This window comes from Formosa sediminum, from assembly GCF_007197735.1.
GTDB lineage: Bacteria > Bacteroidota > Bacteroidia > Flavobacteriales > Flavobacteriaceae > Formosa > Formosa sediminum.
The window spans coordinates 907,282-931,586 of sequence record NZ_CP041637.1 but is presented as its reverse complement, the minus strand read 5'-3'; the positions used below and the strand labels follow the sequence as shown (position 1 = coordinate 931,586).

Here is a 24,305-nt window from a genome sequence, read left to right as displayed (position 1 = left end):
TTATTTATTAAAGTAAAGTTGTACCTTATTTTTAAAACTTTGCTGCAAAGGTAGGATTTGTCTGTTTAATATCTCTATAGTATTAAAATATTGTTTAGCATGGGGTAATTTATCTGTAGAAGTATTATTAAATTCTAAATCATTAGTTTTAGATTGTCTCTGTTTTTCTTGCTCTTGCTGAAAAGTCGCATCTTGAAGCTTTAAAAGTTGATGTTCAAAATTCATCATTTTTTCTAAAGTCTTTTGTGTAAACCCATCATTTAATAAATCCATTTCTACATCTTCCATTTGCTTTAAAAGATTTTGTGCATCTCTAGTTAAGCCTTCTTGATCCATCAAATCTTGAAGTTGATTACGTAACTCTTGTTGTTTTTGGTATATGGAAAATAATTCACCATTTAAAGATTCATTAGAATTTAGTTTACCATTATTATTAGAATTTCCATCACCTTCCTTGGAACCTTGCTTATCGTTACCATCAGATCCTGAATCTCCAGACTCACCACTTTCACTTTCTTTTTCATTACCTTCGCCCTCACCTTTGCTAGACCCTTCACCTTCCATTTGTTGTTGCATTTGTTTATTAAGTTGCTCTTGACTCATAATGATATCTTGAAGCTGACCTTCTGATTTACTAGACTGTTTACCACTACCCTGTCCAGAAGCAGAAGACGAAGATGCATTTAATTGGTCTTCCATATTATCCAGTATATTACTCAAAATATCTGCCAAAACATTAGCAGATGTGAACACATATTGTTGAGATGAAATGCCTTGATATATTAAATTCTCGGAAAATTCTTCAAGAGAAAGATCTAAATAATTATAAATTTTAGTGACTTCATTATTTACTTGCTCAGATAACATAGGTTGTCTTAAAGACAAAGAAAACAAACTATCATCCACATGTTCAAAATATTCTCTTAGATCGTGTTGTTTACGTAAGTATTTAGCATAACTATTATCATGTGCTTCTATACTTTTAAATTGATTCATTAATGCTTCTTCATCGAAAGAAAAAATTAGTAAATTATCTAAAATTTGTCTAAGTATCTCAGCATCTTCTTCCATTTGTTCACCACTAGACATTTGCATAGATTGTTGCATAGACTGACTCATTTGTTTCATTTTTTGTCCAGACTGCTTTTGCTTTTTCTTAGCTTCAGACTCTGCCGATTTTGAATCTGAATCTTCTGTAGATTCACTTTCTTTTAAATCTTGTGATGCTTCTTTTTGTAAATTATCTATTTGCGATTCTGATTCAGAATCTCTAGGTAAATCCATTGGTTTTTTTAATGCTTTATTTTCATTTTCTAAAGCATCTAAATCGTTTTGAAAATCATTAAATTGTTTATTAAGTTCATCTTGTTTTTTTGAAGTGTTTTCAGATTTGGGTTTATCTGCTAACTCTAATTGTTCGTTGGCTAAAGTCTCTAAATCTTGCTGTAACTTTTCGATTTTTTTTGCAACATAAAACCGTTTAGTTAATTCTACAAGCTGTTCTAAACTCCGTTTTTGTTTTTTATTCTGTTTATTTAAGTATTTAAATTTATCTGATAGTTCTTCATCACTAATTTTTTCTTGCAATTTCTGAAGTTCATCTAATAACTTTTCATCTTGTTTTAATTGATTTTCGTTGTCCTTAAGTCGTTTTTTTAATTCTTCTTTTAAAGGGTCATTAAGATTATCTTTTTCAAAGTCATCAAGATTGTTTTGAAAAGTAGTATTAAAATTTTTCATCAGCTGTTCTTGCTGTTCCTGACGTTTAAAAACATCTTGAATTTGTTTTTTATCGTTAAAGTTAAGGTGCTTTTTAGTTTTATTGATATTAGATATTTGTTCAATTAATTGCTCGTTTTCATCAAACTTTTTTAGTGAATTATTAAAGTTATCAATAGTATGTTGTTGTTGTTGTAATTGTATATCTTTGGTTTCACTTTGTGTTTGTTCGCGATAAGAAAAAACAGGACTTTTTGTACGTTTAAAATTATGAAGCGCATCATTATCAAAAACTTCAAAATACAAACTATAAGAAACACCTTCCTTTAAATGTAACTGATTTGGAAAAGCAGTAACAAATTGGTCTACATTAGATTTTGACAGAGGCATGGGAATCTTAATAACATCTTCAGGATTATCTGTTTCAAAATACACTAAATTTAATTTAGATAAACCATAATCATCGGTTACTTGTCCGTTAAAATATAGTGTTTTTAAATCTATAGAATCTTGAGCCATTTCAACTTTTAAGTCAGGAAATTGATCATTAATAACATCTATAGTAAAACTTAAATTTTCATAGTTTGTAAGATTTTTATTACTAGTACTTAAACTGTAATTAAGAGGAAATAAAACATGTTTAGAGGCAATAAAATAATCTTGATCTTTATTAAATAATAATGTATCATTTGCAAATAAATGAACACTATCTGTAGCTTTAGTGTGTAATTGCCATGTCACTTTAGTCCCTTCTGGTACGATGGCATTACCTGTGCCTTTTAAAGTTTCATTAGCTTTATTTAAATAATTTGGGTAATCTAAAACCATGTCAAAATTTAATACAGTTGGAACTTCGACTATAGTTAATTTGTAAGGTTTTGAGCGCACACTGTTAGCTTGTAATTGAAATGTGACGTCAGATTTAAGAGTATTAAATACAAATTCGAATGTTCCAGATCCTTTAGATTTTAAAAGATAATTTTCATTATTAAAAGAAATTTCAACTTGTTCAGGAATGACACTTCCAACTGTTTCTACTTGTAAAGTAAAGTTTTTATTTTCGATTGCGTGTAATTGGTCATTAATAACAAAAAATTTAAATGGTGCGGGTGGTTCATAAGCTGTGTTGTAATCTACTACCCTTTTATAGCTATCGGTAAACCAATTTAGTTTTCCCAAAAACACAAAACATAAAATCAAACAAATGGGAAGCGCTGCATATTTTAAATACTTTAAATTATGATTAAAATTTACAGCTAATTTAAAAGGAACCGGACTTAACTCTGATGACTTTTGATTGATACTCGCTAAAAGCAATTCAGATTTAGACGCATCGTTATACAGTTGTAATACATTTAATAATTTGTCGTTAACTTCAGGAAAATGATTCCCTATAAGTTTAGAAGCCGTTTCATAATTAATACCCTTTTGTAATTTAAATAATTTAAAAATTGGGACAAGTATAAAGTTTACAAAAAGTAAAATTTCTACAATAACAAATACCCAAAATAAGATTGCACGAGCCGTTTGGTTTAACCAAAAAAAATGCTCTACAAGTAAGGTAAATAAAAAGTACAACAAACCAATTGAAAAAAACAATATCCCTCCTTTTATAAGTTCATTAGTATAATAGCGTCTTATAAAAGCTTCTAGTTTTTGTATTACGATTTTAAAGTTATCCAATCTCCCTAGTATTTAACCTACTAATCTACAATAATAATTTTAGCTATAATAGTGTAAAAATGTAACTTTCTGTTAAAATGAATTTTATAAAATTGTGATCTCTGTCGTTAAAGCTTTCATCTTTACACATATCACAGTATCTTTGCATTCTTAAATAAAAAAACATGACTAAAAATGTTCGTGTGCGATTTGCACCAAGCCCGACAGGACCACTTCATATAGGTGGTGTTCGTACTGCTTTATTCAACTATTTATTTGCTAAAAAACATAACGGAACTTTTGTTTTACGTATTGAAGATACCGATCAGAACAGATATGTAGAAGGTGCCGAGGAATATATTATTAATGCTTTAAATTGGTGTAATATTCCTTACGATGAAGGTCCAGGAAAAAATGAAAAATTTGGTCCATACAGACAAAGTGAACGAAAAGATTTATACAAAGCCTATGCTGAAGAATTAATAGCAACTAATAATGCATACTATGCGTTTGATACTGCTGAAGCTTTAGACTTACATAGAAAAGAACACGAACAAAATGGTAAAACGTTTATTTACAATTGGCATAATCGTTTAAAATTAACAAATTCTTTATCACTTACTCCTGAAGAAGTGCAAGAAAAACTAGCAGCTGGAGAAGATTACGTAATTCGTTTTAAATCGCCTCAAGATGAAACGTTGCACTTAAAAGATATGGTTCGAGGACATATAAAAATTGATACAAATATTTTAGATGATAAAGTATTATTTAAAAGTGATGGCATGCCAACTTATCACTTAGCCAATATTGTAGACGATCATTTAATGGAAATTTCACATGTTATTCGTGGTGAAGAATGGTTACCTTCTTTAGCATTACATTACCAATTATACCAAGCCTTTGGTTGGGAAGCCCCAGAATTTGCACATTTACCATTAATTTTAAAACCTACGGGTAAAGGGAAATTAAGTAAGCGAGATGGTGATAAATTAGGGTTCCCTGTTTTTCCATTAGAATGGATAGACCCAAAAACTAACGATGTTTCACGTGGATACAAAGAAGATGGATATTTTGCTGATGCAGTAATAAATTTTCTAGCATTTTTAGGATGGAATCCAGGAACAGAACAAGAATTGTTTAGTGTAGATGAACTCGTTGACGCTTTTGATATAGCACGAGTAAATAAAGCAGGTGCTCGTTTTGATCCGGATAAAATTAAATGGTTTAATCACCATTATATGCAAGAGCAAAATAACGACGAACTTGCAGAAACATTTAAAGCACAACAAAAAGAATTAAACGATATTGATGTAAATTACGTCGCAATGGTTGTTAATTTAATTAAAGAACGCGCCACTTTTGTTTCTGATTTGTGGGATTTAAGTCACTTCTTTTTCGAAGCACCTAAAACTTACGACGAGAAAGCATACAAAAAAGCCATTAAAGACGACACTAAAGCACTTTTAGAAGAATTAACGACAGTTATTAACACAGTGGAAGATGTAACTACAGAAACGCTTCAAAATGCTATTAAAGGATGGATTACGGCTAAAGAAATAGGCTTTGGGAAAGTAATGATGCCATTACGTCTAGCCTTAGTAGGTGCTTTACAAGGTCCAGATGTTTTCGATATTATGTTTATGATAGGTAAACAAGAATCTATTAAACGAATAGAAAATTTAGCTGCAACTATTTAATTTTTACTTCATATTATAAATACAAAAAAGCACGTTATTAAACGTGCTTTTTTTATACGCGTATTTGAATTAAAAGTGATTGCTTTATTGTTTAATAAATTTAAAATTAACCGAATAGTTTTTAAAAGAAACCACATACATGCCTTTAGATAAACTTGAAACATTAACCGTATTGTTAGACCTTGAGATGGTGTAATTAAGTACACGTTGTCCCATCATATTATAAATTACTATATCATGCTGATCTGTAATATTTTTAAAGTTTATAACTGACGATGCTGGATTTGGATAAATTTTAATTTTAGAAATATCGGTATCATCAACACTTAATCTTTCGCATTCATAAGGTTCTAATCCGTAACCTCTATCATTAAAAATAGTTGTTATATATTCAGTATTACTACAATCCAATCCCATATCAATAGCAGCTTGACGAATGGCTTCAATAGCTTCGGCTTGATTTGTTTCAGAACTTGTCATTGCTAAACCTTCCAATACGATTTTATCTGTAGTTTCTTTTCCTAAAAACTCCCATACTTGCATTAAAGTACTTGCAAATATTTGTCCGTCAGTATGTATTTTATTAACTAATCCTTCAGGATATTGTGCTTCATAATCAGTAACTCGACCGCTCCAAAATTCATTATGTCCATCCCATTTAAAAAGATCGTTGTAAGTAGAACTAGTTTTAAAACTATTGTAACGATCTAAACCTCTACTATAAGACTGTGCCCAATAATCTCCAAATCCCTCGCTTAAACCTTCTACTTGAGAAATACTACTTTGTATTAACCATTCGTGTATACCATGACCTAATTCATGCACAATTACATCGGCATCTTCTGCATCATCTACTCCTCCTGTTCCAAATTTTAAAACTCCACCACCATAAGAAGAATTATCTGCACCATTAAAAGCATGCGGATCGTAATAAATTATACCATCGTTAAACATAGATTTTAATTCGATACCTAAAGTTTCATTTATATATCTCATATTCTTATCTATATGATAATAAGCATTAACAGCTTCAAAACCATCTTCATCTCTAGTAAAATTAAATATAGGAGAATGTTGTTCAAATAAACCGGTTTCAGGATTCTGTATCTCTTTAATTTCTAAATAATCACCTTTTAATTGGTAAACACCAGCAACATTTTTAGTTATATTAAACTTAACATCTATTCTAGCATCATCTAAATATTGATTAGTAGTATCATCATTATCAATAAAATATCCACCATAAGTTTCACCTGTAACAGACAAAGGATCTGGATTAAAAATTTTTCCTTGAGCCTCGACTAATGATTCTTCTGCGCGTGCACCAAAATCTTCATGTCCGTTGTCATGTCCATGATAATAATGTGCAATATCTGTACTACTAATTATTTCTGAAGTTTTAGCATTAACAAGTGTTTCCCAAAACCCATCTAAAGTTTTAGAATTAGTAGTAACGCGATACACTAATTGTGTAATACCGTTATTATTGTAAATGTAAAGTTTAGACTCTTTTTGTGTAATTGTACCATCAATTCCTAAATGTTTAGCAGCTAAATATACGGCCTGATCTGCAGTTATCTTTGGCGTAGTGTTAATAGTGGTAATGGCAGTATCAAAATTGCCAGAATTGTAAGTAACTTCATTATTAGGAGAGACATGTACAGCAACAGAAGCATTTAATACTGGAACGTTATTTATATATTGTCCATATCTAAATGTTTCACCAGATGCGCCAGCCTGATTAAAATTTTTCTTTAAGTCGTAAGTAGTTTGGGTCCTCAAAGATGCAAACTTAGAATTTATCCAAGAGGTAGCGATAAGTTCTTTTTGATTCTGAGCATAGGATATTTGGTTGAAAAAAAACACTATAAAAAAAAGCGTTAATAATCTATGAATCATAATAGTAGGTTTGAGTAAAAGCAAACCAAATATATCATTTTACCAATTAATCCGTTTGATAATATTCTTTAAAAACGATGAAATATAAATTTTAGAGGACGAAAGTATATTATTCATGTAGTTCATCTAAGAAATATACATTTTATATAAAAAATCATAAATTATACTGTAACGTTTTAGGATGTTTAGTATACCTATTAACAAGTTATAATTAGTTTTAAATTGATATTACTTAACAGAATCAAAATAATAAGCTAATTTTAGTGATAAAAATACTAACTATTAAAATCTTAACTATGTCTGTTTTATTTATTCCTATTGTATTCTTACTTTTAGTTGTACTATTCCTTTCCTTTTTTACTGTCAAACAACAATCGGCAGCAATAATAGAGCGCTTCGGAAAATTTAATAGTATTCGCCATTCAGGGCTACAAATGAAAATTCCATTTATTGATCGCATTGCTGGTAGAATGAGTTTAAAAATTCAGCAATTAGATGTTATTGTAGAAACTAAAACTCTAGACGATGTATTTGTACGTTTAAAAATTTCTGTACAATTTAAAGTGATACAAGATAAAGTGTATGATGCATTTTATAAATTAGATTATGCACACGATCAGATCACATCTTATGTATTTGATGTAGTACGTGCAGAAGTTCCTAAAATGAAATTAGACGATGTATTTGTTAAAAAAGATGATATCGCTATTGCAGTAAAAACAGAACTTAACGATGCAATGCTTGATTATGGTTATGATATTATTAAAACCTTGGTAACAGATATAGATCCAGATGCACAAGTTAAAGCAGCCATGAACCGTATTAATGCCTCTGAACGTGAAAAAATAGCCGCGCAATTTGAAGGAGATGCACAACGTATTTTAATCGTTGAAAAAGCAAAAGCAGAAGCAGAAAGTAAACGTTTACAAGGACAAGGTATTGCAGACCAACGTCGTGAAATTGCACGTGGTTTAGAAGAATCTGTAGAGGTATTAAACCGAGTAGGAATAAATTCTCAAGAAGCTTCTGCATTAATTGTAGTTACACAACATTATGATACTTTACAATCTTTAGGTGAAGAAACTAATAGTAATTTAATTTTACTACCAAACTCTCCACAAACGGGTAGTAATATGTTAAACGATATGGTAACAAGTTTTGTTGCAAGTAATCAAATAGGAGAAGCTATGAAAGAAGCTAAAAACAAACCAAAGAATTTAGAGGAATAAATACAATTATATAACTATGATAATTACAACCACACCTACGCTTGAAACTAAAAAGATTACAGAATATTTAGGTATAGTTACTGGAGAAACTATTATTGGAGCTAATTTTATAAAAGACTTTTTTGCTGGAATTCGCGATGTAGTTGGCGGACGATCTAGCTCTTACGAATCTGTGTTAAGAGAAGCAAAAGATAGTGCTTTAAAAGAAATAAAAGAACGTGCTGAACAATTAGGTGCACATGGTATTGTTGGTCTAGATTTAGATTATGAAACGGTTGGACCAAATGGCGGCATGTTAATGGTAACTGCATCTGGTACTGCTGTAAAATTTTAATGTTCTTATTTAATTACATTTGTGTAATTATATGTAGAAATAAATTTTTAAAATAAAACTTTGAAAACATTCACATTTAACCATCGCATTTTTTTATTATCAACCTGCCTATTTGTGCTTATGTCTTGTAAAGACAACCCAAAACAACAGCTAGAAGCAACTTCTACTCCTGAAGAAACACAACAAGAAAACACCTCTCAAGACACACTTACAAAAGGTGAAGCGTATTTTGAATCTGGAATTAAAGCTGTAGAAGCTAATGATATGCCTTTAGCATTTAAAGAATTTTTAGCTGCTGCCAATGAAGGACATGACTTTGCACAATTTAATGTAGGATTAATGTATGAACAAGGACTTGGTGTTAATAAAAATCCTAATGAAGCCTTTTTATGGTATGAAAAATCGGCCAATCAAGGTAATTCTGCAGCACAATTTAATTTAGGTGTAAGTTATGAAAATGGATATGGTACTACTATAGATTATACTAAAGCAAATTCCTGGTATCGTAAAGCTTCACTACAAGGTGATGGACTAGCTGTAGGGAATTTAGGAATGCTATATATACGCGGTCAAGGTGTAGAAGTAAATAAAGTTGCGGGTATTGCCCTTTTATTAATTTCAGCAACTACAGATACATCTCCTCAAAATCAGGCTAAAAATAACATTAGTGCAACCCAAGATTTAACTCCTGAAATGATTACAGAAGCTCAAAATCTTTCACAAGAAATGAGTACTGCAGAAAATATTTTAATTCCGTTAGATGCTTATTTAAGTAAATAAACATGAAAGAGCCTTAATCTTAAGATTAAGGCTCTTGTTTTTAACCTAATAAAATAATAAAACACTAGTTATTTTTTTTCCAATGCTTATAATTTTTATAAGCTGGACCTTTTAATTTTGAACGCTCTGTACCAATAGTAATTGCTGTATAATTTTGTTTTTCTTCTTGTCGGTCCCATTGTTTTTTATTCTTAAATTCTGGGCCAGTAACCACTTCTTTATTTGTAGTTGTATAAATTAATTTAGGTGTAGTTTCATGTTCCCAAACTTTATAATTTTTATATTCTGGGCCCTTAAACTCATTTCTATCTTGTGCAAAAGCAACAGTTGTAGAGACAAAAATTAAACCTAAAACTAAATATATATTTTTCATAATTGCTATGTTTTTTTGTTTAATACAAAGTTACACACAGCAACATGGTGTTACGGGTAGCAGTTACCACGTAATCGCTATCCGTATAAATACGGATACGCTGTTAAATTAAATTAATTTTGGTTGCTTTTTTTATCAATTCAGCAGTATTCTTAACATCTAATTTTTTTAAAATATTTGCACGATGGGTTTCAATAGTTCTCGTGCTTACAAATAGTTTAGCGGCAATTTCTTTTGTGGTTAATCCTTCAGAAATTAAAACCAAAACTTCCTGTTCTTTATTAGAGATTAGGTCTTCACTTACTTTATTTTCAGACATAAAATTTATCATCTTTTCAGAGATGCTTGGACTAAAGTATTTTTTACCCAAAGACACAATTCTAATCACTTTAATAAGCTCGTCTTCGTCTGTGTTTTTAAGCACATAACTATAAGCTCCAGATTTAGCACTTTTAGCAATATAATTGCCATCATCATGCATAGAAATAACTATTGGTTTTATATCTTGATTTAAATTTTTAAGCTTTTTCAAAACCTGAAAACCATCCATATTTGGCATACTTAAATCTAGTAAAACAATATCTATAGTATTTAATTTTTCTATACATTCTAAAAATTGTTTACCATCGCCTACAGCTTCTAAAACTTCAATATCATCATGTTTTATAAGTAACTCTTTTAAACCATTTCTAAACAATTCATGATCGTCTGCAATAACTATTTTTATCTTACTCATAATCTATCGGGAATTCAATTTCTATAGTTGTATTTTCTGAATTAGATTGTATTGTAATCTCTCCGTTACAAATCTCTACACGCTCTTTAATATTAATAATACCAGATCCTAATTTTACTTTGTTAACATTAAAACCTATACCATCATCAAAATAAAAAAGCGATATAAATTCATCGAATTCTGAGAGGGAAATTCTAATGTTTTTAGCATGAGAATGTTTAAGTGCATTGTTTACTAACTCCTGCCCTATTCTAAAAATATTAATGGCTTGATTTTTTGTAATTTTACTCGTCTTATCAGAAGTTAAATCTTCAAATTCTATAGATATTCCAGACGTTTTTTCTATCTGATTTACAAAATTTGTTAAGGCCACTCCTACTCCAAAATCATCTATAGTAGATGGCATTAAAGCGTTAGACATTAAACGAATTTCAGAAATAGTAGCATCTAGTATGCGTATCATTTCTGACTTCTGATTTTTATCATCTATATGATTTTCTATATAAAATTTTAAAGCTGTTAATAACGGACCAATACCATCGTGTAACTCGCGAGATAGGCGACGTCTTTCATTCTCTAAACCATCTACCAATTGACGTTTAGTAGTAATACTATGTTTAAGTTCTTTGGTTCTGAATTCTATAAGTTTATCTCTCATTTTTATGAGACTTTTACCTAAAACATCGTTACTACTTTTAGGAATATATTCAGAATTAAGATTCATTTTTCCTAATTCATTAGAAAAATTAACAGCGCCTAATAACGATTTTTTTAAACTGTCTAAAGCCTCGAACATATCTTTAATTTCAGTAGAGTTTTTTACAAAGTGTTCGGTTCGCTTATAATCTCCAGCTGCCATAATTTTTAAACTTTTCCTCATATTTGTAATAGGATTTGTAATAATACGAGTGAGGAAAAGTGATAAAATAATAGCTAGAGCTTGTATTAAAATTGTAAGTCCAAATAATTTTAACTTAAGTTGTCTTAATGGTGCTTTTACTTCGCTAGTATCTATTTCTGAAAGTATTACTAATTTTAAATTAGAGATGTTTACAGGACTGTATACGCTATAAACTTCTACACCACGATAATCTTTAAAAACACCTTTACCACTACTTCCTGCAAGAGCATCTTGTACACCTATGGTTTGTGTTTTTATGGTTGATGGAATTTGCTTTGGAAAAAACCTAGATTGCGTACGCATTGATGAATCTGAACCTACCAAATACGATTCTCCTGTATGCCCCATTCCTGCACGCTCCAATAAAATATTTTTGATTTTATAATAAGGGATAATTTTAACCTGAGGCTGTTTGTTTACTGTAGTAATAAATCCTATAGAGGTATGCCCACTTTCATTAAACAGCGTTAAATCGTGTATCCCTTCAGTTTCTAAAATGGCATTAGGAATAGTAATTGGAATGGTATCTAAACGCGATGCCGAAGTATTGCCTTTTAAAAACGCTTGCCATTCGCTAGTAATTAAGTTCTCTACCTGAATTTGTTTTAAGGTTTTTACAGAGTTTAATTGTAATAAAATTCTATCATTTAAAACCTTAGAAAACTCGTTATAAAACGTAACAGAAAGCATAAGTATTACAACAAATACTAAACTATTAATAATAATAACAATTAAGGTTTTTAAATTCATGAAAACACTTCTAGTTTTAAAAGATGTATACTAATTAAATTTAGAAATTAGATAGACACTTTAGTACCATAATTAATTAGAATTGATAGTCTCTAATTCATCATCTCCATACACCATATTTATAAAATCATCGCTATCAATAGCTCCAAAATATTCTGTAAGGTTTATAGCTTGTAAAGTATCTTTTATAGCTCTTTCTTCGTATGGTAAACCTATTAATTTTGCTGCAAGTTCGTCTACAGATGTTTTACCAAAAAAGTCTCCAAATATGGTAAACTCAGTAATGTGTCCCTTTTCAACAAAAATACGCAAATCGATTTCGCCTATGGGAAACCGTTTAGTACGTTGAATATTAAATTTAGGAGACCGTCCGTAATTCCAATGCCAATCGTCGTAACGCTCTGCTTTTAATTTTGCGATGCCTTCACGGTCTGCATCAGTAAATTTATACGTTTTAAAATTTGTATCATCAGCGTATAAACCTTCTAAAATTAATGTTCTAAAGGCTTCAATAGTTAAATGTTCATCTAAAAAATCACTAATATTTGCTACGCGACTTCTCACCGATTTGTGGCCTTTAGATTGAATTTTACTCATCTTAACTTGTAACGCCTTAGCCACTTCATTTAAGTCGGTATTTAATAATAAGGTACCATGACTAAACATGCGTTTTCCAGTAGTAAATTGTGCAGTTCCAGATACTTTTTTTCCATCAATTAAAATATCGTTTCTCCCAATAAGCTCGGCTTCCACTCCAAAACGTTTTAAAACTTTAATTACTGGAGCCGTAAACTTTTTAAAATTATGTAAACTCTTATTATCGTGATTGGTGATAAAACTAAAATTTAAATTTCCTAAATCGTGATATACAGCTCCTCCTCCACTTACACGTCTTACCACATGAATGCCTTGCTCTTGTATATATTTTTGATTAATCTCTTCTAACGTATTTTGATTTCTCCCAATAATAATAGAAGGTTCATTAATGTAGAATAATAAATAATCTGTATCTGCACTAAAATTACGCAATGCATATTCTTCTAATGCTAAATTATAATGCGGATCGGTAACACCTTCATTATCTATAAATACCATATTGTACTGATTAAAAAATTGTGTTACAAAAATACTGAGATTCCCTGTAATAGAATCCCATTCCTGCTTTTGATTTTCTAATAATTAGAAATAAAAAAGCCTTGAAATACTAATTATTTCAAGGCTATAAATACTTTATATTTTAAAATTTATAGAGCTTCTGCTTCTGCTACTAAAAGCGCATTACCATCAGCTAATCCTTTTTCAATAAATTCGTTAATAGCATCGTTACGTTCTAAGCCATTTTTAAGCAATACTTTTAACGTTAACATGGCTGCTATACGTGTACCTACTTTTTTAGCTGCAGTTGCAAATAACGGCTCTAATTCATCGTAAGATACATTTTCTGCCAAAGCTAAGATATCGGCTTTAATTTTTTCGCGTTTAGCTTCAGGTAAATTGGTATATTTTTTACCAAATTGCTGAATCACATCTATAGCTTTACGCTGTGGCTGATTTGATTTAGGCTGATTTTGATTTGCTTGAGCTTTTGGTTTTTCTTTAGCCCAAGAATCACGTAATCCAACTGTTTTATTAAATATTAATTGGTCTGAAGTCGAATCGTTATCGACATTAAAATAGCCTAAACGTTGAAATTGAAAACGCTCACCAACTTTAGCATCTTTCAAGCTCGGTTCTACGTAAGCCGTAATTAATTTTAAAGATTCTGGATTTATAAAATCCATAAAACTTTTATCGGCATGACTATCTGGAGCTTCGTCCATAAATAATCTGTCATATTCTCTAACAACCGCTTTAACTGCATGTTTAATAGACACCCAATGCAAGGTCCCTTTTACTTTACGTAAACTGGCTTCGGTACCACTACCACTTAAAGTTTCTGGATCGTAACTTACATGAATTTCGGTAATGTTACCATTTTCATCTTTTACAACTCCTTCTCCTTTTATGATATACGCATTTTTTAAACGCACTTCTTTTCCTAAAGTTAAACGGAAATATTTACTATTGGCGTTTTCTTTAAAATCGTCGCGCTCGATATACAATTCGCGAGAGAATGGCACTTGTCTAAATCCAGCACTTTCATCTTCTTGGTTATTTTCTGCTTCTAACCATTCTTCTTTATCTTCTGGATAATTAGTAATTACTAATTTAACCGGGTCTAAAACTGCCATAACTCGTGGCGCCGTTTTATTTAAATCTTCACGAATACAAAATTCTAAAAGTGAAACATCAATTACATTTTCGCGCTTAGCAACACCTACAGTTTCAACAAATTTTCTGATGGCTGCCGGAGTATAACCACGACGACGTAATCCTGAAATGGTAGGCATACGCGGATCGTCCCAACCATTAACGATACCATCTTCTACCAATTGCAACAACTTACGTTTACTCATAATGGTATAACTTAAGTTTAAACGTGCAAATTCGCGTTGTTTTGGTCGCAATTTATCTTCTACTACTAGTTGGTCTAAAAACCAATCGTAAAGCTCTCTGTGTGGTTTAAATTCTAATGAACATAAACTATGCGAAATTTGTTCTATATAATCGCTTTCACCATGAGTCCAATCGTACATTGGGTAAATACACCAAGTGTCGCCAGTACGGTGATGCGATTTTTTTAAAATACGGTAAATAATAGGATCGCGCATTAACATATTAACATGCTGCATATCTATTTTAGCACGTAAAATATGTTCACCTTCGTCGAATTCTCCCGCTTTCATACGGTAAAATAAATCTAGGTTTTCTTCTACAGATCGATTTCTGTACGGACCATCTACACCAGGTTGTGTAGGTGTTCCTTTTTGTTCAGCCATAGCTTCAGACGATTGCGAATCGACATAGGCTTTTCCATCTTTTATAAGTTGTACTGCCCAATCGAACAATTGCTGAAAATAATCTGAAGAATACACTTCTTTATCCCATTTGTAACCTAACCAAGAGACATCTTCTTTAATTGCATCTACATACTCCTGCTCTTCTTTAGCCGGATTTGTATCGTCGAAACGAAGATTTACGGGTGCGTTATAACGTTCACCTAAACCAAAGCTAATTCCTATAGCTTTAGTATGCCCAATATGTAAATAGCCGTTAGGTTCTGGGGGAAAACGAAACCGTAATTTATCTTGAGTGATTTCGGTTTTTAAATCGTTTTCTATAATATGTTCAATAAAATTGAGTGATTTTGTTTCTTCAGACATACGTAATTTGAATACCTATTAAAATAAAAAATAAAGCGCAAAATTAATGAAATATACGTTGGCTTACTATTTTAATGTGAGATAATGATTAATTTTATAAAAAAATTAAATCCTTAAAATCTCATTTTTTAAAACGTTTATGGGCATTATTAAAGTTGAAAATATAAGAATTTACGCCAACCATGGTTGTTTAACAGAAGAAACTAAAATTGGTAGTGATTACCGTGTAGATTTAGTTATTAAAGCTGATTTGCAAGCGTCGGCAATATCAGATAACTTAGAAGATACGGTAGATTACGTTTTTTTAAACAGGATAGTAAGAGAAGAAATGAAAACACCATCTTATCTCTTAGAAACTGTTGCTAAACGTATATTGGTTAGAATTTTAAAGGAAAACAAACATATTAAAAAAGCAACCATTAATGTGAGTAAACTAAATCCACCTATTGGAGGAGATGTAGAAATGGTGACTATAAAAATGACAGAGAAAAGAAAAAAGTAAAAGTAACTAGTAAAGATTCATAATTTTTTCTACATTTGCACTCCGTTAATAACGGCGTCGTGGCCGAGTGGCTAGGCAGAGGTCTGCAAAACCTTGTACAGCGGTTCGAATCCGCTCGACGCCTCTTCAAAACCTTCAAGTTTTCTTGAAGGTTTTTTTATGCCTAATAATGAAATTTATATCCAATTAAAATTATTCATTTAATGGATTAATTTGATCAAATTTGTCTTTAATTAACTCCTTTTCTTTAGGAAAAAAACCTTGTACTAGGAGTAATAAACCAAAACCTAAAATAACTAAGGATACTATTTTTTTGGTTTTAAAAATAAGACGTGGTGTTAACTTGCTTCTTAAAGACTTTGCGGCTAACATTTTAAATAAATCGACTATAAAATACACAGCAAGTATAGTTGCTAAAAAGATGTGTACACCGTATTCATTATCTGTCATAGAGTTTCCTATAACGATAAAACTAATCCAGCCTAATAACACTCCAACATTAATAAAATTCAATAAAAAACCTTTCATAAAAAGTTTTCCATAATTTTTTTGAACTTCAATACTGTGATATTCTCTAACTATAGTTCTAAAAGATTTTTGAGCTTTTACAAACGATATTACACCATAAGCCACTAATAAAACACCTCCAAAAACAAAGAAATTTGGGTCGTCTTTAATGTTATTAAGAATACGACTGGTACTATAAAAGGCAACAACAATAAAAAAAATATCGGCAATTATTACACCTAAATCAAATATAAGAGCGCTTTTAAATCCCTTTGTAGCACTGGTTTCTAGTAACACAAAAAATACTGGTCCAATAGTAAAGGATAATAATATTCCAAACGGAATAGCTCTTAAAATGTCTTCTAACATAATTCACGATCTCTACCGCAAATTTAGTAAAAACTCTTAAAGGACTTAGTCTACTCTTAAAATTCTTCCGCCTAATACTTTATTTTCATTCACAGTTTCTGGTTTACCGTAAATATAAACATCACCTCCAGCGCGTATTGTAGCATCTACAGTTTTAGAAGCTTTTACATGTGCTTCTCCAGCTGCATGAATAGACACTTTAGAAGTCTCAGAATCTAATAATTGACCATTATATATCCCACCTGTTAAGATGTTAATTTGTTCGTTTTTGGCTGTTCCTGTAGTGGTAATTTCACCACCAGTTATAGATTTTACAACTACAAAAGATACGCTTAAAGGCACATTAATTTTTCCGCCTTCTTGTGCTTTTAATTCAATTTCAAATTGTTCAATAGCGTTATCTGCATTAACTACAGCACCTTCGTTAACGTCAATAATATCTATAGCGGTGTAATACACATTAACTTTAGTGTTTTCTCCGTTAAAAATATTGTCTAAACTCATTCTAACTTTTAAAGTTCCGTTTTTATTAACAGTTTCAACCTTATCTGCATTATTACCTGATATTGTAATTTTATTTACATCAGACTTAATTAAATTTACATGTATTAAATCGTAAACTTTAAGCTCTTTAAACTCTCCTACTGTTTTTTCTACATTGGTTTGAGCATGCATACTTAATGTAAAACATGCTATTACTAGTACTACTAAATGTTTCATAATTAGTTAATAATTACTTTTTAATTTTTGTGAATTAACATCCATCTGTTTTATAAAAAATGGATAAACGTTTATTATATATATTGAAAATCTATTCAGTTTTATTTTAAATTAGTTTTAATTTGGTTTCCCTATCAAGTTAAAATCAAGATGTTTTTTTACTAAATCTGTATCTTTAACTTTTACAATAACCTCGTCTCCTAACTGATACATATTTTTAGATTCGCGACCAATAATGGCAAACTGACTTTCGTCAAATTCGTAATAATCATCTTTAATATCACGAATTCTTACCATACCCTCGCATTTATTATCTATAATTTCTACATAAATTCCCCAATCGGTAACTCCAGAAATGACACCTAAAAATTCTTCATCTTCATGATCTTGCATAAATCGAATCTGCATATACTTAATGGAATCACGTTCGGCTTTAGTTGCTAGGTATTCCATATTACTGGAATGCTTACATTTCTCTTCGTAAATAGCTTCGTTAGCCGATTTACCACCATCTAAATATTGTTGTAACAAACGGTGTGCCATAACATCTGGATAACGACGAATTGGAGAGGTAAAATGACTGTAATAATCGAAAGCTAAACCGTAATGCCCAATATTGTGCGTAGTATATTCGGCTTTACTCATGGTACGAATGGCTAAAGTATCGACTAAATTTTGTTCTTTTTTTCCAACCACATCGCTTAATAATCCGTTTAAAGACGCTGTTGTAGATTTCCGATCTTTAAAATTCAATTTATAACCAAATTTAGATACTACATTCTGCAATGCATGTAATTTACTTTCGTCTGGTTCGTCGTGAACACGGTATACAAAGGTTTTTTCTGGCTTTTGTTTACCAACAAATTCTGATACTTTCCTATTAGCCAACAACATGAATTCTTCAATTAATTTATTGGCATCTGCAGACGTTTTAAAAAATACGCCTATAGGATTGTTATCTTCATCTAAATTAAATTTAACCTCAACTTTATCAAACGAAATCGCACCAGCGCGCATACGTTTACTACGCATAATTTTAGCTAATTCGTCTAATTTTAAAACCGCATCTGCTATAGCTTGGTCTGCTAAATAAGTGTCTCCTGTTAAAGATACTTCTGCAGGAATGGTATTGGTTTTACTTTCTATAATGGCTTGAGCTTCTTCGTAGGCAAAACGTGCATCACTATACGTTACTGTTCTACCAAACCATTCGTTAACCACTTGAGCTTTGTTATTCAATTCGAACACCGCTGAAAATGTAAATTTTTCTTCATGCGGACGCAAAGAACAGGCATTGTTAGATAAAATTTCTGGTAACATAGGCACCACACGATCTACCAAATACACAGAAGTTGCACGTTCGTAAGCTTCTTCGTCTAAAATAGTACCTTCTTGCACGTAATGAGAAACATCAGCAATATGAATACCGATTTCGTAATTTCCATTGTCTAAAACTTGAAAAGACAAAGCATCATCAAAATCTTTAGCATCTTTTGGATCTATAGTAAACGTTAGCACTTTACGCATATCGCGACGTTTTTTAATTTCCTCGTCGTTTATGGAAGTATCTATATTATTTGCAAATTCTTCAACTTCAGTAGGAAACTCGTATGGCAAACCATAATCGGCTAAAATGGCATGAATTTCTGTATTATGTTCCCCTGGTTTTCCTAAAACTTTTAGAATTTTTCCGTTAGGAGAATCGGCCTTATCTGGCCAATCTTCTAAACTTACTAAAACTTTATCGCCATCTTCTGCACCGTTAACTTTGTTAATTGGCACAAAAATGTCTTTATACATTTTGTTACCATCTACCACTACAAAGGCGTAATTTTTACTCAGCTGAATAACGCCAACATACTCACTTTTAGCACGTTTAATAATATTTGTAATTTCACCTTCTAACTTGCCATGCTTTCTGCGTTTGTACACATAAAGTTCTACTTCATCGCCATTTAAAGCTTTATTTACATTATTTGAAGCGATATAAATATCATCATCAAAATCATCGCAAATAACATATCCAGAACCTTTAGACGTTAAATCTAAAATTCCAGTATGGTACTCGGTAGTAACCACGGCTTTAAATTTACCGCGTTCTACTTCTTCAATTTCTTTTTTAGAAAGTAAGAGTTGAAGTTTTTTTATAATTTGATTTCTGCTGCTGGCATCATTTACATTTAAAATAGCAGCTATTTGTTTATAATTAAAGGTTTTATTACGTTCCTTTCTTAGAATATTTAAAATCGTTTGGGAGAGATTAGCAATTCCTTTAGAAGCTTTCTTTTTTCGCTTTCTTGTCATAATCTACATTTGTATTGTAACAAAGCTACGTTTTAAAAACTAAAACAATGTTTCTTTAATAAGAAGTTTAACTATTGGTTTAAAATTAATCTTTAAAATCAGTTATAAACAATATATATAATAATCCTTTTTTCTTTTTTAAAATTTAAAATAAAATGATGTTTATTATAGTCTGTTAATAACTGGTATAACTTTTTTAAGTTTTGTTTTGATTCTATTTAATTTACAGTTTATAGGGATGAAGTAAACATCTTATTACCTATTTAAAGTGTTTGTTCTGAATAGCTTTTATTTGGTTGTCAACAATTGTTAATAACTGTAATTTACATAAAATCTTTAATAAAAAAATTGAAATTTGATGTTTATATGCGTCGATTTTGGTCTAAAAACTTTTCTAAAGAAAATGAGTTAAATTTTTGGAGTGTATTTAGAAAACTTTGGTTGAAAAAATATTCGAGATTTGAAAATAAAAGTTTAAAAAAGTAATGAACAGATATTAACAATTAATTAATACTTAAATACTTTTTATGAACAATTGTTACATAAACGTTTAAAAATGGTATAGTTAAGGTAACTTTTAATAAATATTAACCGTGTTAATGTATTTAATTATTAGGCATTTAGGTAGTTTATTAACCATCATTTCGTACTTTTGCTACCTTTAAAGATCTAACCATATTTACAATATAATTTAATTAAAAATAGCTAGAATATTATGAAAATTTCAATCGGAAATGATCACGCAGGAACACAATATAAATTTGCAATCGTAAAACATTTAGAAGCAAAGGGATACGTTGTTAACAATTATGGAACCGATGCAGCAGATAGTGTAGATTACCCAGATTTTGTTCATCCAGTTGCTACAGATGTAACTAATAAGGATGTAGATTTTGGAATTATTATTTGTGGAAGTGGAAATGGAGCAAATATGACAGCTAATAAACATCAAGCGGTGCGTTCTGCATTATGTTGGACTAAAGAAATTGTTGTTTTGGCCAGACAACATAATGATGCTAACATATTAAGTATTCCAGCGCGTTACACTGCCGAGCAACAAGCTATAGAAATGGTAGATGCATTTTTAGAGACAGCTTTTGAAGGTGGACGTCACCAAAACCGAGTAAATAAAATTCCAATTGGATGTTAAATGTCTAGTGCTCATAACCATACTCACAATCATCCTAATTTAAAAGGTAGAAACTTAATTATTTCTATTTTATTAAATGTACTTATAACTTTAAGTCAGGTTATTGGAGGTCTTATTTCTGGAAGTTTAGCTTTATTAAGCGATGCGCTTCATAATTTTACAGATGTTGTTTCTTTAATAGTAAGTTATGTCGCAACAAGATTATCTAAACAAAAGGCTTCTATTAGTAGAACATTTGGTTATAAACGTGCCGAGATTTTAGCAGCATTTATTAACGCTACTACTTTAATAGTTATTGCTATTTTATTAATTATTGAAGCTTATAAACGTTTTTTTAATCCCGAACCTATAGGTACTAATTTAGTAATTTGGTTATCTATTTTAGGTATTTTATCTAACGGATTTAGTGTTTTGTTATTAAAAAACGATGCGAAATCTAATTTAAATATGAGGAGCGCTTATATCCATTTATTTACAGATATGATGGCTAGTGTTGCTGTATTAATAGGTGGACTACTAATGAAATATTTTGAGATGTTTTGGGTAGATAGTGTGCTTACTTTTTTAATTGGATTATACTTAATTTGGGTAGGGTACGATTTGTTAATAACCTCCACGCGAATGCTTATGCTTTTTACGCCTTCTCATATAAATGTTAAAGATGTAGTACGTACTATAAATAAACTGCCTAAAGTAAAAACCTTACACCATGTACATATCTGGAACTTAAATGATGATGAGTTACATTTAGAAGCCCATTTAGACTTTAAAGAAAATATTTCATTAACTCAATTTAATGATATCTTATTGCAAATTGAAACTGTATTACATGATAATTTTAATATCAATCATGTAAATATTCAGCCTGAATTTAATAAACAAGATCCCAAAGAAATTATAGTACAAGATTAAAACATGATAAGCTTTACAATTAAATATTTTAATGAACTTAATATACACGAATTATATGCTTTATTGCAGTTAAGAAGTGAAGTTTTTGTAGTTGAACAAGACTGTGTCTATCAAGATATAGACGGAAAAGATAATAAAGCATTACATGTTTTAGGTTTTAAACACAACCAATTAGTAGCATATACTAGAGTTTTTAGATCTGGCGATTATTTTGAAAATGCAAGTATTGGTCGTGTTATTGTAAAAGAAACCGAGCGTAAACATAAATATGGTTTCGAGATTATGAATGCCTCAATACACGCTATAAACGAGCACTTTAATGAAACAGTAATTAAAATTTCTGCACAAAAATATTTAGAATCTTTTTATATGTCTTTAGGTTTTAAAACTGTTTCAGAGCCCTATTTAGAAGATGGTATTCCGCATATAGCAATGCTTTTAAAACCTTAATTTAAAAATTTACCATAGGTAGTGGTATTGCTTAAAATTTCGGTAGCGCGTTTAATTTCTGGATTATTGGTTTTGTAGTAATCGTAAACACCTTCTCTATAGGCGTAACGTTTTACAATTTCGTCTGTTAATAAACTCGATAATTGTGCCTTGTTTTCGTCTATACCCTTTATTTTTGAGGTATTTAGATTGTTGATAAGTGTATTGTAATCCTTTTCAATATTATCGTCTAAGCCTTCTTTTTTTGCGCTTTCAAAGGCTTTAGTTAATGCTTTTTCAGTTTCGGTTTCGAAATTAAAATTATTAGTTTTTAAAAACTTTTTAAAAGCATTAAAATCTGAATCTGTGAATTTAAAATCTTCAATATTTTTAAGATTTGGATGCGCATAATAGTAAGTAGTGGCGTAATCGAAAATAAAATCTTTGTTTAAAATAGCAGTAGATATAGCTGACGTTTTTGAAATTTCTAACACCTCGTCTGGTAACACTCCACCACCATCAAACACGGGTCTGCCATTTTTAGTTTTAAATTCATGATAATTTTCTTGTGCAATTCTTACGGCATCTCCTTTTTCGTCTCTGTGCCAATAGTCTAACGCCTGTATACAACGTCCTGAGGGTGTATAATATCTAGATATTGTTAGTTTAAGTTGTGTACCGTAAGTTAATTGTTTTGGACGTTGCACTAATCCTTTACCAAAACTACGAGAACCTATAATGACAGCGCGATCTAAATCCTGAAGCGTACCAGCAACAATTTCACTAGCAGAAGCACTACGACCATTTATTAATACTACAAGAGGTATTTCTACATCTAAAGCTTCTTTTTGCGTATAATAGGTTTTATTAAATTTTTTGACCTTAGATTTAGTAGTTACCACCAACTGGGCTTTAGGCACAAAAATATTTACCACATTTACAGCTTCATGCAATAAACCACCCGGATTGTCTCTTAAATCTAAAATGATATTTTTAGCACCTTGTGCTTTTAAATCTTTTACAGCATATGTAGTTTGTGAAGATGCTTTACTATTAAACTGACTAAGTACGATGTAGCCTGTTTCTTCATTAATCATAGAAAAATACGGGACCGCATTAATCTCTACTTCTGCCCTATTTATGGTTGCAGTTTGGGTTTTACCTTGGCGTTTATATGTAACTTCTATACTGCTACCAGAAGTTCCTTTTAATAAATCGCCTTTATCATCTTTAAATGTTTCTAAGTTAATATTACCAACTTTAATAATTTCGTCTCCAGCTTTTAAGCCCGCTTTATCTGCTGGGTAATCTTTATAAGGCTCTACAATTACTAATTTATCTTTAAGTGTTTTTACACGCGCTCCAATACCTGTATAATCTCCTGTATTATTTATTCTAGCCGCTTCTACATCTTGTTCATTCATAAATGTGGTATACGGGTCTAAATCGTTTAACATGCTTTTTATAGCCGTATCCATTAATTTTGCTGGATTGGTTTCATCTACATAATTCATGTTAAGCTCTTTGTACAGTGTTGTAAATATTTCAATTTGCTTAGCAATTTCAAAAAAATCGTTTTGAAATCCGGTTGTAGAAAAAAATATAGCAACCGCAAAAACAGGAATTAGAATCTTTTTTTTAAGTAATGTTTTCATGTATAAAACGGTTTTAATTTCAAATGTTAGAGGTTATAGATTGTTGGCTTCAGCTTTTGTAAATTTTTCAAATAAGGTATTTACTTTCTTTTCAACAAAGTTGTAATTAGGAACGTCTTTACCAAAATATAAAATCATAAACGCATATTGAGATGAAATCGTACTAAAGTGTGCATTTTTATTTAATCTGTAAGCTTCTCTTAATAGCCGTTTTATTCGATTTCTGTGTACAGCTAATTTAAAATGACGTTTACTTACAGATACACCAGCTTTTATAGTTACATCATCTTCAAAATTGGTTTTTAAATACACTAAGCGTAACGGATAAGCTGATACAGATTTCCCTTCAGAAAAGAGTTTTTCTATTGTTATTTTGCTTTTAAGTTTTTCGGTTTTTCCGTAAGTGTGTTTCAT

Annotated in this window: 20 protein-coding genes and 1 tRNA gene; 9 read left to right on the top strand and 12 right to left on the bottom strand. The window is 30.6% G+C overall.

Annotation, left to right across the window (positions count from 1 at the left end; translation table 11 throughout):
- The gene (locus tag FNB79_RS04155) at positions 1 to 3,402 is read right to left on the bottom strand and encodes a hypothetical protein (protein WP_143380106.1); all 3,402 of its coding nucleotides are present in this window, start codon (positions 3,400 to 3,402) and stop codon (positions 1 to 3) included.
- A gap of 164 nt (positions 3,403 to 3,566) precedes the next feature.
- On the opposite strand from FNB79_RS04155, the gene gltX reads away from it, so the two are divergent.
- On the top strand, positions 3,567 to 5,078 hold the full coding sequence (gltX, locus tag FNB79_RS04150) for a glutamate--tRNA ligase (RefSeq protein ID WP_143380105.1): 1,512 nt from the start codon (positions 3,567 to 3,569) through the stop codon (positions 5,076 to 5,078).
- 84 nt (positions 5,079 to 5,162) lie between these two features.
- On the opposite strand, the gene FNB79_RS04145 is transcribed toward gltX, so the two are convergent.
- Complete coding sequence (locus tag FNB79_RS04145; RefSeq protein WP_143380104.1) at positions 5,163 to 6,977, bottom strand: T9SS type A sorting domain-containing protein; 1,815 nt, start codon at positions 6,975 to 6,977, stop codon at positions 5,163 to 5,165.
- A 296-nt stretch (positions 6,978 to 7,273) separates the two neighbouring features.
- Between FNB79_RS04145 and FNB79_RS04140 the strand changes: the two genes are divergently transcribed.
- Genes FNB79_RS04140 through FNB79_RS04130 form a run of 3 tightly spaced genes read left to right on the top strand, consistent with a single transcriptional unit; the run spans position 7,274 to position 9,320 of the window.
- Positions 7,274 to 8,206: an SPFH domain-containing protein gene (locus FNB79_RS04140; protein WP_143380103.1), complete on the top strand. Its 933-nt coding sequence runs from the start codon at positions 7,274 to 7,276 to the stop codon at positions 8,204 to 8,206.
- Between the two features lie 16 nt (positions 8,207 to 8,222).
- Positions 8,223 to 8,540, top strand: a complete 318-nt coding sequence (locus tag FNB79_RS04135) for a heavy metal-binding domain-containing protein (protein ID WP_143380102.1) — start codon at positions 8,223 to 8,225, stop codon at positions 8,538 to 8,540.
- 60 nt (positions 8,541 to 8,600) lie between these two features.
- Positions 8,601 to 9,320: a tetratricopeptide repeat protein gene (locus tag FNB79_RS04130; RefSeq protein ID WP_246073328.1), complete on the top strand. Its 720-nt coding sequence runs from the start codon at positions 8,601 to 8,603 to the stop codon at positions 9,318 to 9,320.
- Positions 9,321 to 9,384: 64 nt separating this feature from the next.
- On the opposite strand, the gene FNB79_RS04125 is transcribed toward FNB79_RS04130, so the two are convergent.
- The 5 genes from FNB79_RS04125 to FNB79_RS04105 form a co-directional block, all read right to left on the bottom strand.
- Complete coding sequence (locus FNB79_RS04125; protein WP_143380101.1) at positions 9,385 to 9,693, bottom strand: hypothetical protein; 309 nt, start codon at positions 9,691 to 9,693, stop codon at positions 9,385 to 9,387.
- A 103-nt stretch (positions 9,694 to 9,796) separates the two neighbouring features.
- Positions 9,797 to 10,429, bottom strand: coding sequence for a response regulator (locus FNB79_RS04120; RefSeq protein ID WP_143380100.1), 633 nt, complete (start codon positions 10,427 to 10,429; stop codon positions 9,797 to 9,799).
- Entirely contained in the window at positions 10,422 to 12,080 is a 1,659-nt protein-coding gene (locus FNB79_RS04115; RefSeq protein ID WP_143380099.1) for a sensor histidine kinase, read from the bottom strand. Before FNB79_RS04115 ends, FNB79_RS04120 begins: the two co-directional genes overlap by 8 nt.
- A gap of 72 nt (positions 12,081 to 12,152) precedes the next feature.
- Entirely contained in the window at positions 12,153 to 13,175 is a 1,023-nt protein-coding gene (locus FNB79_RS04110) for a lipoate--protein ligase (protein WP_143380098.1), read from the bottom strand.
- Between the two features lie 149 nt (positions 13,176 to 13,324).
- Positions 13,325 to 15,343 (bottom strand): glutamine--tRNA ligase/YqeY domain fusion protein, encoded by a 2,019-nt coding sequence (locus FNB79_RS04105; protein WP_143380097.1) that lies wholly within the window; start codon positions 15,341 to 15,343, stop codon positions 13,325 to 13,327.
- A 139-nt stretch (positions 15,344 to 15,482) separates the two neighbouring features.
- On the opposite strand from FNB79_RS04105, the gene folB reads away from it, so the two are divergent.
- Positions 15,483 to 15,845, top strand: a complete 363-nt coding sequence (gene folB / locus FNB79_RS04100) for a dihydroneopterin aldolase (protein WP_143380096.1) — start codon at positions 15,483 to 15,485, stop codon at positions 15,843 to 15,845.
- A gap of 53 nt (positions 15,846 to 15,898) precedes the next feature.
- A tRNA-Cys gene (locus FNB79_RS04095) sits at positions 15,899 to 15,969 on the top strand.
- Positions 15,970 to 16,037: 68 nt separating this feature from the next.
- On the opposite strand, the gene FNB79_RS04090 is transcribed toward FNB79_RS04095, so the two are convergent.
- The 3 genes from FNB79_RS04090 to rnr form a co-directional block, all read right to left on the bottom strand.
- Entirely contained in the window at positions 16,038 to 16,721 is a 684-nt protein-coding gene (locus FNB79_RS04090; protein WP_143380095.1) for a LysE family translocator, read from the bottom strand.
- A gap of 45 nt (positions 16,722 to 16,766) precedes the next feature.
- On the bottom strand, positions 16,767 to 17,441 hold the full coding sequence (locus FNB79_RS04085) for a head GIN domain-containing protein (protein WP_143380094.1): 675 nt from the start codon (positions 17,439 to 17,441) through the stop codon (positions 16,767 to 16,769).
- A 117-nt stretch (positions 17,442 to 17,558) separates the two neighbouring features.
- Complete coding sequence (rnr, locus tag FNB79_RS04080; protein WP_143380093.1) at positions 17,559 to 19,745, bottom strand: ribonuclease R; 2,187 nt, start codon at positions 19,743 to 19,745, stop codon at positions 17,559 to 17,561.
- 715 nt (positions 19,746 to 20,460) lie between these two features.
- Here rnr and FNB79_RS04075 point away from each other — a divergent pair.
- From FNB79_RS04075 to FNB79_RS04065, 3 genes are read left to right on the top strand one after another with little or no spacing between them, the layout of a single operon-like run.
- Positions 20,461 to 20,895 (top strand): RpiB/LacA/LacB family sugar-phosphate isomerase, encoded by a 435-nt coding sequence (locus FNB79_RS04075; protein WP_143380092.1) that lies wholly within the window; start codon positions 20,461 to 20,463, stop codon positions 20,893 to 20,895.
- Entirely contained in the window at positions 20,896 to 21,807 is a 912-nt protein-coding gene (locus FNB79_RS04070) for a cation diffusion facilitator family transporter (protein ID WP_143380091.1), read from the top strand. It abuts the gene before it with no gap.
- 3 nt (positions 21,808 to 21,810) lie between these two features.
- Positions 21,811 to 22,257 (top strand): GNAT family N-acetyltransferase, encoded by a 447-nt coding sequence (locus tag FNB79_RS04065; RefSeq protein WP_143380090.1) that lies wholly within the window; start codon positions 21,811 to 21,813, stop codon positions 22,255 to 22,257.
- Here FNB79_RS04065 and FNB79_RS04060 read toward each other — a convergent pair.
- Positions 22,254 to 23,891 carry a S41 family peptidase gene (locus FNB79_RS04060; protein WP_143380089.1) on the bottom strand — a complete coding sequence of 546 codons (1,638 nt, stop codon included), beginning with the start codon at positions 23,889 to 23,891 and terminating at the stop codon, positions 22,254 to 22,256. The genes FNB79_RS04065 and FNB79_RS04060 overlap by 4 nt on opposite strands.
- A 33-nt stretch (positions 23,892 to 23,924) precedes the next feature.
- Positions 23,925 to 24,305: a ribonuclease P protein component gene (gene rnpA, locus FNB79_RS04055; protein WP_143380088.1), complete on the bottom strand. Its 381-nt coding sequence runs from the start codon at positions 24,303 to 24,305 to the stop codon at positions 23,925 to 23,927.